This window comes from Cellulomonas cellasea (assembly GCF_030372105.1).
Taxonomy (GTDB): Bacteria; Actinomycetota; Actinomycetes; order Actinomycetales; family Cellulomonadaceae; genus Cellulomonas_A; species Cellulomonas_A cellasea_A.
Genome location: NZ_JAUDBQ010000007.1, coordinates 26,017 through 38,086 on the forward strand (window position 1 = coordinate 26,017; position 12,070 = coordinate 38,086).

A 12,070-nucleotide genomic window follows, 5' to 3' on the forward strand; every position below is an offset into this window, starting at 1 on the left:
GCTCCGGCGCAACCACAGCGGGCTCCTCGACGACGGGCTCAGGGCTCACGGTGACCTCCACGGTCAGCTCGGGCGTCGGAGTGGGCGTCGGCTCAGGCGTCGGCGTCGCGCTGACGCTCGGCGTCGGCGTGGGCTCCGGCGCGTTGTCCGCGTTCGCCGCGGCGATCCCCGCGAACGCCAGCCCCGCCGCGACAACGGTCCCCGTCGCGCCTATCACGATCCCCCTGGTCTGCATCCCATGACCGTACCGCGAGACACCGACATGCCGGGAGGCGACATGCACGAGATCACCCAGACGGCGTGGGAGGTGTGCGATGCCCGATGAGGCCGCAACGCTCGCAGTCGTAGTTGCCCGACTCGACGACCTGCGCGGGGATGTCTCCCGCCTCAGCGACACACTCACCGCCCAGCGCGGCGAGCTCGTCGGTCGCGGCGAGTGGATGATGCGCAATCAGCATGTGGACTCGGTCACCGCCGGGCTCGGTCGAGAGATTGGCGACCTGCGCGGCGACGTCCGCTCCCGCCGCCTGCCCTGGCCCTCCGTCGCCGCCGCCATCGTCTCGATCGCGGCCCTCGGGCTGACGGTCACCCAGGCGATGGGAGGCGCGTGATGGCCTACGCCAACGGGCGCCTGCCGGCCAGCGCGCTGGCGGTCATCCCCGGCACGTCCCGGCGAGTCCGGGCCGACCTGCTGCCGCAGACGATCGCGCTTCGCGCCGCGTTCCGGGAGCAGTTCGGCAGGGACCTGATTATCACCGACGGGTACCGCTCCTATGAGGAGCAGGTCGCCACGAAGGCGCTGAAGGGGTCGTTCGCCGCCACCCCGGGCAAGTCGGTCCACGGATGGGGCGCGGCGCTCGACCTGGGTAGCGGCGTCAACTTCTCGCTGACCAGCCCAGAGCACCGGTGGATGCGGGAGAACGGCCCCCGGTTCGGCTGGGTCAATCCCGACTGGGCGCGCGACAGCAATCCCGCGAACGGGCAGTTCGAGCCGTGGCACCACGAGGCTGTCGGCGTCGTCCCCGTCTCGTCGTACATCAGCCTTCCCGGCGCCGTCCCCCACATCCCGGGCGTGAGCGCCCCCACCCCGATCGACCTGACAGGAGACCTGATCATGGACGCCGAAGCCCGCGCCGCGTTCGACAACCAGAACCAGTACGCGGAGAAGATCCTGGCGAGGATCGACGCTCGCGCCGGCAACCTCGACCTCTACTGCGAGGCGATCAAGGGCCTCGTTGCCGACGTCCGGGGCGCCGTGCAGATCACCACGGACAACGCGTACTCCGGCGCGACGATCTCGCAGACGGTCCTGAACTCGATCGTCGACCCGTCACGCGGCCTCGCCGTACAGCTCGCTCACCTGTCCGCGGAGGTCGCCGCCCTGCGCGCGTCCGGCGCGACCACGGGGACAGTCGACGTCGCCGCCATCGCAGACACCGCCGCACGCGAGGCCCTCAGTGACCTCGCCGACGCACTGACCACCGCCGCCCAGCCCAGCCGAGGAGCCTGACCATGACCACTGACCTCATCCCCGCACAGACACGCATCGCGGCCAAGCGCGGGTTCATCCGCACCGCTGCACAGTCGCTCTCGTCCGCGATCCCCACCGCCGCGATCGCGGTCACCCTCTCTGGCGACTGGGCTCTCGGGCTCGGGCTCGGGCTCGCTGGCGGTGTCGTCACGGCGGCACTCTCCGGCGCCGCGTCGTACTTCTCGATCCTCTCCAAGGGGATCCCCGAGGACTACGCGCCCGGTGCCCCGACAGCCTGACCTTCCCCCGCCAGCACCGGCCCAGCGAGGAGCATGACGTGACGGTAGACGTGTCCGACTTCGGGACCTTCTGGAAGAACTACGACCCGAAGACCGGTGTCGGCGATCCCTCGACCCCGGTCGCTGCTCCCACGCTCAACGAGCGCGAGGCGAAGTACGCGGCACTCCACGGCGCGATGGTCGGGTACGTCAACGCCGCTCGCGACTACGCCGAACAGGCCGCGGCGCCGGCGGATGACCAGGTCGCGGGGCTCGTCGGCGCCGCTGGCACCGCAACCCGGGCGCAGCTCGACGCGCGGTATGCGACCGACGCCGACGTTGCCGACCTCGACGGCCTCACCCCGCAGCCCATCTCCGCCGTCCTGCAGCGGTCCCTCGGGAAGGTCATCCACGGCAAGGACTCCGCGGCGACGACCGTCCGGGTGTACGGCATCGGGTCATCGGTGATGGTGGGTGGCGGGGTCACGGACTACGGGACTGACGGGCCGCTGCCACTGCTCGTGGCCCAACTCAACGCCGCGTTTGCCCCGGTCGGCCCCGTGTCGTTCGTCGGCTACAACGACGGGCAGGACGGGTCGGCCGCCGGCGACTGGCGCGCCCGGTACACCGCCTGGGTGACCGCGAACGGCGTCCCGGACGTCGTGTACGTCGTGGCCGGGATGAATGACTTCGCACCGGCGGTATGGCACAAGGGTCAGACGTTCGACGCGAACCCTGGGCAGTCCGGCTTCGTCACCCTGTTCGAGGAGCTCTTGTCCCGGTGGCGTGCGGACGGGTGCGACATCATCGTGGCGACGACCCCGCACATGCACACCGGCCGCGTGCCCAACGGCGGCGGGCTGACCACCGCGGAGCAGGTCGGCATCACCTACCCCGACGCCACGTACACGCCGAACGGGTCGCCAGGGAACGAGCACATCCGCAGCCTCACGCTCCCCGATGGGCGCACCGTCCCTTACCTGTACCGCTTCCGTCGCGGAAACCAGGCGATCCGGCTCCTCGCGGCGAAGTACGGCGCGCTGCTCCTCGACGCCGAGCGGACGTACTTCGATGCCGTCGCCACGTACGGCGAGGACGCGCTGTACAACACCGGGCAGTACAACCACCCGAACACCTTCGGCATCGCCCGGTCCTACGGCGACGCCGGCCGGATCATCCGCAAGTCACTGCGGGACACCGCGACTGTCTCCCCTCGCCCGACCACCACGGTCTTCGACCCGATCCGCAAGGTGAAGGCGACCAACGCGAACCGCACCACGTCGACCCTGGCGACCGACCCGCAGCTCAGCGTGACCGCCCCGGTGCGGTCGAAGTGGCTCGTCAAGGGATCGCTGTACTTCACTGGCCCCGCCGACGGGGACGTCAACCTCAAGTTCGAGGTGCCGACCGGGACGGTTGGCCGGTGGGGTGTCATCGGCCCAGGGCTCACGGCCTCGACGGTGACCGCAGATCCTGTCACGGCTAGGTCGTTCCCCATCGCGAGTTCCATCGAGGTGGGGTGCCACTCCTCCACGACGGCGGTCGACGTGAGCGCCTACGTCGAGATCGGCGACACTGCGGGGACCATCGGCTTGCAGTTCGCGCTGTTCGCGTCGAGCGCCACCCCGTCGATCAACCTGCAGGCGTACTCGCACCTCGAGTTCATCCGCGTCCAGTAGCAGCACCACACGACATCGCCCCCCGCTTGGCTTCGGCCAGGTGGGGGGCGATTCGTGCGTCCGGGGTCACGCCACCTCGACCGCCCCACCCTGCCCCACCCACCGCGCCACCGTGCTCTTACTCACCCCGAGCACCCCAGCGATCGCCCGATGCGACAGCCCCTCGACCTCCCGCAGCCGCCGAGCCTCCGCGACCTGGTCCACCACCTGTCCCGGCTCGTCCCGCTGCTGCCCCACCCCGGGACGCGCGATGGCCAGGTCCGCCACCGTGTGAGTCGCAGCCAGGACACCCAGGGGCGCCAGTGCCGCGAGCCCGGCGCCGACGAGGGTCCGCCAGTCGGCGACGTCACCCGTGCCGAGGACGTGCGACGCGTTCGCACCGACCGACACGAGAGTGAACAGGGCCAGCGCGAGCCACGAGAACCGCGTGCTCTCGCCCCGCGCACGCTGCACCAAGATCGCCAGCGTGTACGCCAGCAGCGCCCCGTCGACGAACACAGGGACTGCCCACCGCAACCACGTCGGCAACTCGGCCCACTCGGCGACCGCGACCAGGCCGGCGAAGGACACCGCGAACGACACGGCGCCGAGGGTCGCGACAAGGGCGACCGTCAGCAAGACGACGGCGCGGGTGTCGGGGTCGATGCGGGAGGCGGTGGTGGGCATGGCGGGGAACGTAGCGGGGGATCTCGGACATGGGAAGGGGTCGAAACCCACTTGGCTACAGTGTTGGCTACACCTGAGCACCCTCGGCCGAGAACGAGGAAGGCCCCGTGCCAGCGTGTGGGCTGGTCACGGGGCCTTTCCTTGTGGAGCCGCCTAACAGAATCGAACTGTTGACCTTCTCATTACGAGTGAGACGCTCTACCGACTGAGCTAAGGCGGCATCGTCGTTCTCCGGGGAGCACGGCGAGCGCGCCTACTGTACCCAACGGAGGGGCCAGTCTCCAAAGCGGCGGACGCGACCCCTGGTCAGCGCACCGGAACGGCGTGCCAGGGGCGGCGGCCGATGGTCAGCAGCGGGTCCCGTCGGCGGGCGCCTCGCCGGTGAGCAGGTAGGTGTCGACCGCGTCGTCGACGCACTCGTTGGAGCGGCCGTAGGCGGTGTGCCCCTCCCCCTCGTAGGTGAGCAGGACGCCGGAGGACAGCAGCTCGGCGAGCGACTCGGCCCAGGCGTAGGGGGTGGCGGGGTCGTTGGTGGTGCCGATGACCAGGATGGGCGCGGCGCCCTCGGCGGCGTAGGAGTCGAGGCCACCGGCCTCGGGCACGGGCCACTGGGCGCAGACGACGCCCCCGTAGGAGAAGTAGTAGCCGATGGTGGGCGCCGCGGCCTGGATGTCCTCGGCGGAGGCCTGCATGGACTCGAGGTCGGACGGGGAGCGGTCGTCGGCGCAGTTGATGGCCCAGAACGCCTCGGTGGAGTTCGACGCGTACGTCCCGTCGGACTCGCGCTCGTAGTAGGCGTCCGAGAGGGTCAGCAGCATGGAGCCGTCGTTGCGCATCGCGGCGCGCAGGCCTTGGGTGAGGAAGGGCCACCAGTCGGGGGCGTACAGGCTCACGGCCATGCCGGAGAACGCGAGGCTGCCGGTCAGCGGCCGGTCGGGGTCGTCGGTGGGCAGCGGGCTGCGGCGGGCCCGGTCGAGGATCTTCTTGACCTGGGCCATGCCGTCGTCCACGGAGCCGGTCAGCGGGCAGTCGGAGCCCGTCTGGCAGTCCTCGACGTAGGCGCGCAACGCGGACTCGAACCCGATGGCCTGGCCCTTGGCGAGCTCGTCGGCGGTGAGGGTGGGGTCCAGGGCGCCGTCCAGCACGAGGCGGCCGACTTTCTCGGGGTAGAGCGCGGCGTAGGTCGCGCCGAGCTGGGTGCCGTAGGAGTACCCGAGGTAGGTGAGCTTCTCGTCGCCGAGCACGGCGCGCAGCACGTCCATGTCGCGGGCGGCGCTGACGGTGTCGACGTGCTCCAACAGGGCGCCGGTGTTCTCCAGGCACGCCTGGCCGACGGTTCCGAAGACCTCCTCGGCGGCGTCGACGCCGGCCTGGGTGCTGTAGTCCGGGTCGGCGGAGACGATCTGGTCCATCTGCTCGCCGTCCACGCACGTGATCGGCTGGGACCGGGCGACGCCACGCGGGTCGAAGCCGACGATGTCGTAGCTCTCGATGACCTGCTCGCCGGCGCGGTCCAGCACCACTGTCGTGACGGCGTCCACCCCGGAGCCGCCGGGGCCGCCGGGGTTGATCAGCAGCGAGCCCAGCACGTCGGAGCCGGTGGCCGTCGACCGGTTCACTGCGAGCTCGATGACGTCGCCCTCGGGGTCGTCCCAGTCGAGCGGCACCTCGACGGTGCCGCACTCGAGGGCGTCGCACTGCGTCCACTCGATCTGCTGCTCGTAGAAGCGCGTCAGCTCGGTGGGCACGTCATGGGTGATCGAGGGCCGCTCGTCGCGTTCCGACTGGTGCTTGGGGCTGGTGCACCCGGCGAGGGCGAGCGCGCCGATCGCGGCCATGGCGACGGCGCTTCCCCCGCGGTGCGGGCGGCGCGAGCGGGCGCGTCCCTGGTCGGGGACCTGGGGGCTGGTGGGCATGGGGCGGCGCAGGTCACGGCGAGCGAGAGGCACTCCACCACCCTAAGCGGGATCGACCGCCCAGCCATGCCCGTCTGGGAAAGCCGACGGGCGATGTGTCAGCCCTGCGGGCGCAACGCGATGGTCATCGCCTCCACAGCGAGGAGCGGCGCGACGTTCCCGGCGAGCCGGGTGCGCGCCTCGCCGATGGCGTCCATCCGCCGCAGCGTCTGCTCGGGGGTGCTGCTGGCGGCGAGGGCCCGCACGTCGTCCTGCTGCTCGAGGTTGACCAGTTCGACGCCCGCGTGGAGCTGCACCACGAGGACGTCGCGGTACAGCGAGAGCAGGTCGATCATCGCGCGGTCGAGCACATCTCGTTGGGCGCGGGTGGCCCGGCGCTTCTGCTCCTCTTCGAGCAGGCGGATCTGGGCGCGCAGCGCCGGGGGGATGGTCGCGGCGCCCTCGGCGCCCATGGAGCGCAGCAACGCGGCGCGCTCGGCGGCGTCACGGTCCTCGGTGGCGGCCTTCGCGTCGGCCTGCGCGGTCTCCACGAGCTCCCCGGCGGCGAGCACGGCGTCGCCGACGCCCCGCACGCGCGGCGGGATGGACAGCACCTTGGCGCGGCGCGCGCGTGCCTGGGGGTCGCGGGCGAGGCGCCGGGCCACGCCCACGTGGCTCTGCGCGGCGCGGGCCACTACCGCCGCCACTGCGGGGTCGATCCCGTCGCGGCGGACGAGCAGCTCGGCGACGGCGTCGACGGGCGGCACCCGCAGGGGCACGGAGCGGCTGCGTGAGCGGATGGTGACCAGCACGTCCTGCGGGCTGGGCGCGCACAGCAGCCACACGGTGCGCGGCGGCGGCTCCTCGATGGCCTTGAGCAGCACGTTGCCGCTGGTCTCGTTGAGCCGGTCGGCGTCCTCGATGATGATGACGCGCCAGCGCCCCTGCGACGGGGACCGCTGGGCGAGCTCGACGAGCGGACGTGCCGTCTCCGCGCGGATCTGCACGCCCTCGGTGGCGACGACTGTCACGTCGGGGTGCGTGCCAGCCAGCACCGTGGCGCAGGCGTGCGAGGTCACATCACCGCTCGGATCCTGCAGGGCGGCGGCGAAGGCGCGCGCGGCGTTGGACCGGCCCGATCCGGGCGGGCCCGTGATGAGCCAGGCGTGCGTCATCTGGGCGGGGTTCTCGGCCGCGCCGCGCAGCACCTCGATGGCGGGCTCCTGCCCGACGACGTCGTCCCAGACCGTCGCGCCAGTGCCAGTCGCGATCGGTGTCGCCGTCTCCCAGCCCGTCACGAGGCGCGCTCCAACAGCGCTGCCATCCGGTCCCGCACCTGGGCGGCGATCTCGTCGACAGGGCGGGTCGCGTCGAGCACGAGCCAGCGCGCCGGCTCGGCGGCGGCACGGTCCAGGAACGCCTGCCGGGTGCGGCGGTGGAAGTCGTCGCCCGCGCGCTCCAACCGGTCGGGGTCGCCGGTGAGGCGCGCGCGGCCCAGCACCGGGTCCAGGTCGAGCAGCACGGTCAGCGCGGGCATCAGGCCGTGGGTGGCCCACAGCGAGAGGTCCTCGACCTCCTGGGCGCCCAGGTCGCGCCCGCTGCCCTGGTAGGCCACCGAGGAGTCGAGGTAGCGGTCGGTGATGACCACGGCGCCGCGCTCGAGCGCCGGCCGGACCAGGGAGTGCACGTGGTGCGCGCGATCGGCGGCGTACAGCAGCGCCTCGGTGCGGGCGTCGACGTGGTCGCCGTGCAGCACCGCGTCGCGCAGCAGGTGGCCCAGTGCGGTTCCGCCGGGCTCGCGGGTGAGGACGACCTCGCGGCCGCGGGCCTGCACCCACTCGCCGAGCAGGCGGGACTGTGTGGACTTGCCGGCGCCGTCCCCGCCCTCGAAGGAGACGAACACCCCGGGGGTCGTCGGGGTGGCGGGGGAAGTCGAGGTCACGCCCGTCAGGGTATCCGCGATGGCTGACGCGGGCGCCCGCACCTGCCACACTGTCCCGTGACTATCACGCCGCGCGCAGAAGACAGCAGTGGGCTTCCGGTGTCCGCATCGCTGCCTGCCGAGGCCGACGAGGCCTTCGACCGCTTCTGCCGCCTGGCCCAGCGCCAACTCGGCGCCCCCGTGGTCCTCGCCTCGCTGATCTCCCAAGAGGGGCAGGTCATCCCCGGCGCGGTGGGGCTGGCGCCGGACCTGGACGCCGCCCGCGCACTGCCCCTGACGCTCTCCCTGTGCCAGCACGTGGTGGCGGACGCGTCCCCGCTGATCAGCCAGGACGCCCGGCTCGACCCGCGCCTCAGCGACAGCGGCGCCGTGCGCGAGTTGGGCTTCGTGGCCTACGCCGGGTTCCCGATCGTCGACGAGCGGGACCAGGTGGTGGGCTCGCTGTGCGCCCTGGACGTGGAGCCGCGCGAGTGGGCTGAGGACGACCTCGCTGTGCTGCTCGACCTGGCCGAGGCGTGCAGCTCCGAGCTGCGGCTGCGCGGCGAGCGCGAGCGCGCGCGGCGGGCCCAGCAGCAGGCCACCCGCTCCTACCGGCAGAGCGGGTTGCTGCTCCTGCTCAGCGACGCGTTCCAGGACGCGCTGACGGTCCGGGACGTGGCGCGCACGGCGGCCCGGGTCGCCGCGACCGGGTTGGGCACTGCCTTCACCGGCCTGGCCGCCCTGGAGCGCGACGGCAAGAGCCTGTCGTACATCTCGATGGACGCCTTCACCGGCGACGACGTCGAGCGGTGGCGGCGGACGCGGCTCACGGACGACAGGCCCATCGCGCATGTCGCCCGCACCCGCACGGCGCTGTTCTACGAGGACCGCGCCGCGCTCATCGCGGACTTCCCGGTGGTCGAGCAGATGGAGTTCATGGGCGAGGCGCGGGCATTCCTCCCCCTGGTGTCCCAGCACCGGCTCATCGGCGTGCTGGGCATCGGCTGGCTGCAGCAGCGGTCATTCGACGACGACAACCGCACCATCAAGACCGCCCTGGCCGCCTACACCGCGCAAGCGCTGGAGCGGGCCCAGCTCCTCGAGGAGCGCCGCGACGTGGCGCGCACGCTGCAGGACGCGATGCTCACCGCGCTGCCGCAGCCTGAGCACCTGGCCATGGCCGCGCACTACCTGCCCGCGGGCCGCGCGGACCGGGTGGGCGGCGACTGGTACGACGCCGTGGTGCTGCCCGGCGGCTCCGTGGCCGTGATGGTGGGCGACGTCACCGGCCATGACATGGACGCCGCGGCGCGCATGGGCCAACTCCGGTCGACGCTCCGGGCCTTCGCCTGGGACCGCCCGGACCTGCCCTCGACCTGGCTCGCACGGCTCGACCACGCCATCAAGGGCCTGGGCCTGGGCACCGTGGCGACGGCGTTGGCCGGCCGCATTGACAGGGTGGACGGCGGCTACCGGTTGCACTGGTCGAGCGCGGGCCACCCGCCGCCGGTGCTGGTGCGCCCGGGCGCGGGCGCGTGGGCCCTTGGCGGCCATGGCGCCAACGACCTGCTGCTGGGCATCAACCCGCAGCGCGCGCGACGCGACCACGTCGACGACCTGCTGCCGGGCGACACGGTGCTGCTGCACACCGACGGCCTGGTGGAGCGGCGGGGCCGCCCCCTCCAGGAGAGCCTCGACACGCTCACCGCGACCGCGGGCCGGCTCAGCCACCTGCCGCCGGACAAGCTGGTCCGTGCCCTGACCGACGAGTTGGTGGGCGGTCAGCCGTCCGACGACACGGCGTTGCTGGCCGTGCAGCTCCGCCACTGCCCCGGCGACGCGGAGGTCACTCCCCCGGGTACGTGACCCCGACCTGCGCGCGCACGTCGTCGAGGGTCCGCATCACCGCGAGGGTGTCGTCCCAGGTGAGCAGGGGGCTCTCGACATCGCCGGCGGCGATCCGCCGGGACACCTCGGCCGCCTCGTACTGCAGGCCCTTGGTGGCGGGCAGGTCGAACGTCCACACCCGGCCGTCACGGCGGACCACCCGGAACGACGTGGGCGTGTAGAAGGAGCCCGCGACCTCCACGAAGCCCTCGGTGCCGGAGATCGTGGCGGTGGTCGGCGTCTTGGCCCACAGCGTGGTGGTCAGTGTCGCCTGCACGCCGCCCGGGTAGGTGAGGGCCATCGACACCTGGCCGTCCACGCCGGTCTCGGTGAGCGCGCCCACGGCGTGCACCGACTCGGGGGCGCCCAGGAAGTCATGCGCGAAGGACACCGGGTACACCCCGAGGTCGAGCAGCGCGCCGCCGGCGAGCGCCGGGTCGAACAGGCGGCTGGCCGGGTTGAACGCGAAGTGCTGGCCGTGATCGGCGGTGATGTTGACGATGTCGCCGATCTCGCCGGCGTCGACCACCTGGTGCAGTGCGGCGATGTGCGGCAGGAACCGCGTCCACATCGCCTCCATCACGAAGACCCCCGCCTTGCGCGCGGCGGCGAAGACCTGCTCGGCCTCGGCGGTGTTGCGGGTGAACGCCTTCTCGACGAGCACGTGCTTGCCCGCGGCGATGGCCAGCAGCGCGTGCTCGAGGTGCTCGGAGTGCGGGGTGGCGACGTACACGACGTCCACCTGCGGGTCCTCGACGAGGTCGCGGTAGCCGACGTGCGTCGTCGGGATGCCGTGCGCCGTGGCGAACCGCTCGGCGCGGTCCCGGTTGCGGGAGCCGACGGCGACGAGCTGCGCGCGGGTGTGCGCGTTGACCGCGTCGGCGAAGACGCCGGCGATTCCGCCAGCCCCCAAGATGCCCCAGCGGATCGGGGGTGCGGTGCGCGGGTCCTCGGTGCGTGACATGCCGACCAACCTAGCGCCCCCACTGCGGCCTGGGCGGTTGGCGCCTACCGTGGATGTGTCGCCGGTCAGCCGGCCCCGTCGCCCCGCGACGACGCCGCACACCCGTCGGCGGCGTCATGCCACGTCCCGGGGAGGACCCATGCCCGCGCAGTCGCCCGTCCGCACCTTCATCAGCCCGGCCCGCTACACCCAGGGCCGTGGAGCCCTGGCCTCGCTGGGCGTCCAGCTCGCCCCCATCGGCAGACAGCCGCTGGTCATCGCCGACGACGTGGTGTGGGGGCTCGTCGAGGAGAGAGTCCGCAGCTCGCTCGAGGGCGCTGGCCTGCCGGTGCGCCGTGAGGGCTTCGGCGTGTTCGCGACGGCCGCGGCGGTGGAGCGCATCGCCGAGCAGATCCGCTCCACCGGCTCGGACGTCGTGGTGGGCGTCGGCGGTGGCAGCACCATCGACGCGGTGAAGGCGGCAGGCGACCTGGTGGGCATCCGCTGGGTCAGCGTGCCGACCGTCGCGTCCACCGACGCCCCGTGCTCCGCGCTGTCCGTGATCTACACCGAGGACGGCGCCTTCGAGGAGTACCGGTTCTTCTCCCACAACCCGGACCTGGTGCTGGTCGACACCCAGCTCGTGGCGAACGCGCCCGCCCGGTTCCTGGTGGCGGGGGTCGGCGACGCGCTCGCGACGTGGATCGAGGCCCGGGCCGTGGCCGAGGCACGGTCGACGACGATGGCCGGCGGGCAGCCCACCACGACGGGCACTGCCCTGGCGAAGCTGAGCTGGGACGTGCTGTGGGAGTCCGCGCTGCCCGCCGTCTGGGCCGTGCGGAACCACTTGGTGACCCCTGCCGTCGAGCGGGTCGTGGAGGCGAACACGCTGTTGTCGGGGGTGGGCTTCGAGTCCGGCGGGCTGGCCGCCGCGCACGCCATCCACAACGGCCTGACAGCGGCCCCGCAGACCCACGGCCTGATGCACGGGCAGAAGGTGAACATCGGGTCCGTCACCCAGCTCGTGCTCGAGGGCGCGCCCTCCGCCGAGATCGGGGCGTTCGTGGAGTTCACCACCCGCGTCGGGCTGCCGAACACGCTCACGGAGATCGGCCTGTCGCTTGACGACGTGGACGACCTGACCCGCGTGGCAGAGCTCGCGCTCGCCGAGGGCGAGACGATCCACGCGATGCCGTTCGCCATCACGGTCCCCGAGCTCGTGGACGCGCTGCGTGCCATCGAGACGTTGTCCCGCGAGGTCCGGGCCGCCGCAGGGCTCCCCGAGCCGATGCCGTACCGGGCGCACTGAGCCCGACTGGCCGGGGGCAGG

Annotated in this window: 12 protein-coding genes and 1 tRNA gene; 7 read left to right on the forward strand and 6 right to left on the reverse strand. The window is 72.5% G+C overall.

Going from position 1 to position 12,070, the window contains the following annotated elements:
- Nucleotides 1-50: 50 nt before the first annotated feature.
- The 5 genes from QUV83_RS08280 to QUV83_RS08300 all read left to right on the forward strand — a co-directional run bounded on the left by QUV83_RS08280 (nucleotide 51) and on the right by QUV83_RS08300 (nucleotide 3,428).
- A complete protein-coding gene (locus tag QUV83_RS08280) occupies nucleotides 51-242 on the forward strand; it encodes a hypothetical protein (protein ID WP_289563798.1) in 192 nt (63 codons plus the stop codon).
- Nucleotides 243-314: 72 nt separating this feature from the next.
- Nucleotides 315-611, forward strand: coding sequence for a hypothetical protein (locus QUV83_RS08285; protein WP_289563800.1), 297 nt, complete (start codon nucleotides 315-317; stop codon nucleotides 609-611).
- Nucleotides 611-1,510, forward strand: a complete 900-nt coding sequence (locus tag QUV83_RS08290; protein WP_289563801.1) for a M15 family metallopeptidase — start codon at nucleotides 611-613, stop codon at nucleotides 1,508-1,510. Before QUV83_RS08285 ends, QUV83_RS08290 begins: the two co-directional genes overlap by 1 nt.
- A gap of 2 nt (nucleotides 1,511-1,512) precedes the next feature.
- Nucleotides 1,513-1,770 (forward strand): hypothetical protein, encoded by a 258-nt coding sequence (locus QUV83_RS08295; protein WP_289563802.1) that lies wholly within the window; start codon nucleotides 1,513-1,515, stop codon nucleotides 1,768-1,770.
- Nucleotides 1,771-1,808: 38 nt separating this feature from the next.
- Nucleotides 1,809-3,428, forward strand: coding sequence for an SGNH/GDSL hydrolase family protein (locus tag QUV83_RS08300; protein ID WP_289563803.1), 1,620 nt, complete (start codon nucleotides 1,809-1,811; stop codon nucleotides 3,426-3,428).
- Nucleotides 3,429-3,494: 66 nt separating this feature from the next.
- Here QUV83_RS08300 and QUV83_RS08305 read toward each other — a convergent pair whose 3' ends face one another.
- From QUV83_RS08305 to tmk, 5 genes are all read right to left on the reverse strand, one after another.
- On the reverse strand, nucleotides 3,495-4,094 hold the full coding sequence (locus tag QUV83_RS08305) for a DUF2637 domain-containing protein (protein WP_289563804.1): 600 nt from the start codon (nucleotides 4,092-4,094) through the stop codon (nucleotides 3,495-3,497).
- 144 nt (nucleotides 4,095-4,238) lie between these two features.
- A tRNA-Thr gene (locus QUV83_RS08310) sits at nucleotides 4,239-4,314 on the reverse strand.
- 127 nt (nucleotides 4,315-4,441) lie between these two features.
- A complete protein-coding gene (locus tag QUV83_RS08315; RefSeq protein WP_289563805.1) occupies nucleotides 4,442-6,043 on the reverse strand; it encodes an alpha/beta hydrolase in 1,602 nt (533 codons plus the stop codon).
- 65 nt (nucleotides 6,044-6,108) lie between these two features.
- Nucleotides 6,109-7,287 (reverse strand): DNA polymerase III subunit delta', encoded by a 1,179-nt coding sequence (locus QUV83_RS08320; protein WP_289563806.1) that lies wholly within the window; start codon nucleotides 7,285-7,287, stop codon nucleotides 6,109-6,111.
- Nucleotides 7,284-7,931, reverse strand: a complete 648-nt coding sequence (tmk, locus tag QUV83_RS08325; protein ID WP_354003933.1) for a dTMP kinase — start codon at nucleotides 7,929-7,931, stop codon at nucleotides 7,284-7,286. The genes QUV83_RS08320 and tmk overlap by 4 nt, the downstream gene beginning before the upstream one ends.
- A 99-nt stretch (nucleotides 7,932-8,030) precedes the next feature.
- Between tmk and QUV83_RS08330 the strand changes: the two genes are divergently transcribed.
- A complete protein-coding gene (locus QUV83_RS08330; protein WP_289563809.1) occupies nucleotides 8,031-9,776 on the forward strand; it encodes a SpoIIE family protein phosphatase in 1,746 nt (581 codons plus the stop codon).
- On the opposite strand, the gene QUV83_RS08335 is transcribed toward QUV83_RS08330, so the two are convergent.
- Nucleotides 9,757-10,761, reverse strand: a complete 1,005-nt coding sequence (locus QUV83_RS08335) for a Gfo/Idh/MocA family protein (protein ID WP_289563810.1) — start codon at nucleotides 10,759-10,761, stop codon at nucleotides 9,757-9,759. The genes QUV83_RS08330 and QUV83_RS08335 overlap by 20 nt on opposite strands.
- 139 nt (nucleotides 10,762-10,900) lie before the next feature.
- On the opposite strand from QUV83_RS08335, the gene QUV83_RS08340 reads away from it, so the two are divergent.
- Entirely contained in the window at nucleotides 10,901-12,049 is a 1,149-nt protein-coding gene (locus QUV83_RS08340; RefSeq protein ID WP_289563811.1) for a glycerol dehydrogenase, read from the forward strand.
- The last annotated feature ends 21 nt before the right edge of the window (nucleotides 12,050-12,070 follow it).

Coding starts and splice junctions, on each gene's coding strand:
- QUV83_RS08305 (WP_289563804.1), bottom strand. CDS start 4,094: ATGCCCACCACCGCCTCCCGCATCGACCCCGACACCCGCGCCGTCGTC.
- QUV83_RS08285 (WP_289563800.1), top strand. CDS start 315: ATGCCCGATGAGGCCGCAACGCTCGCAGTCGTAGTTGCCCGACTCGAC.
- QUV83_RS08290 (WP_289563801.1), top strand. CDS start 611: ATGGCCTACGCCAACGGGCGCCTGCCGGCCAGCGCGCTGGCGGTCATC.
- QUV83_RS08295 (WP_289563802.1), top strand. CDS start 1,513: ATGACCACTGACCTCATCCCCGCACAGACACGCATCGCGGCCAAGCGC.
- QUV83_RS08340 (WP_289563811.1), top strand. CDS start 10,901: ATGCCCGCGCAGTCGCCCGTCCGCACCTTCATCAGCCCGGCCCGCTAC.
- QUV83_RS08335 (WP_289563810.1), bottom strand. CDS start 10,761: ATGTCACGCACCGAGGACCCGCGCACCGCACCCCCGATCCGCTGGGGC.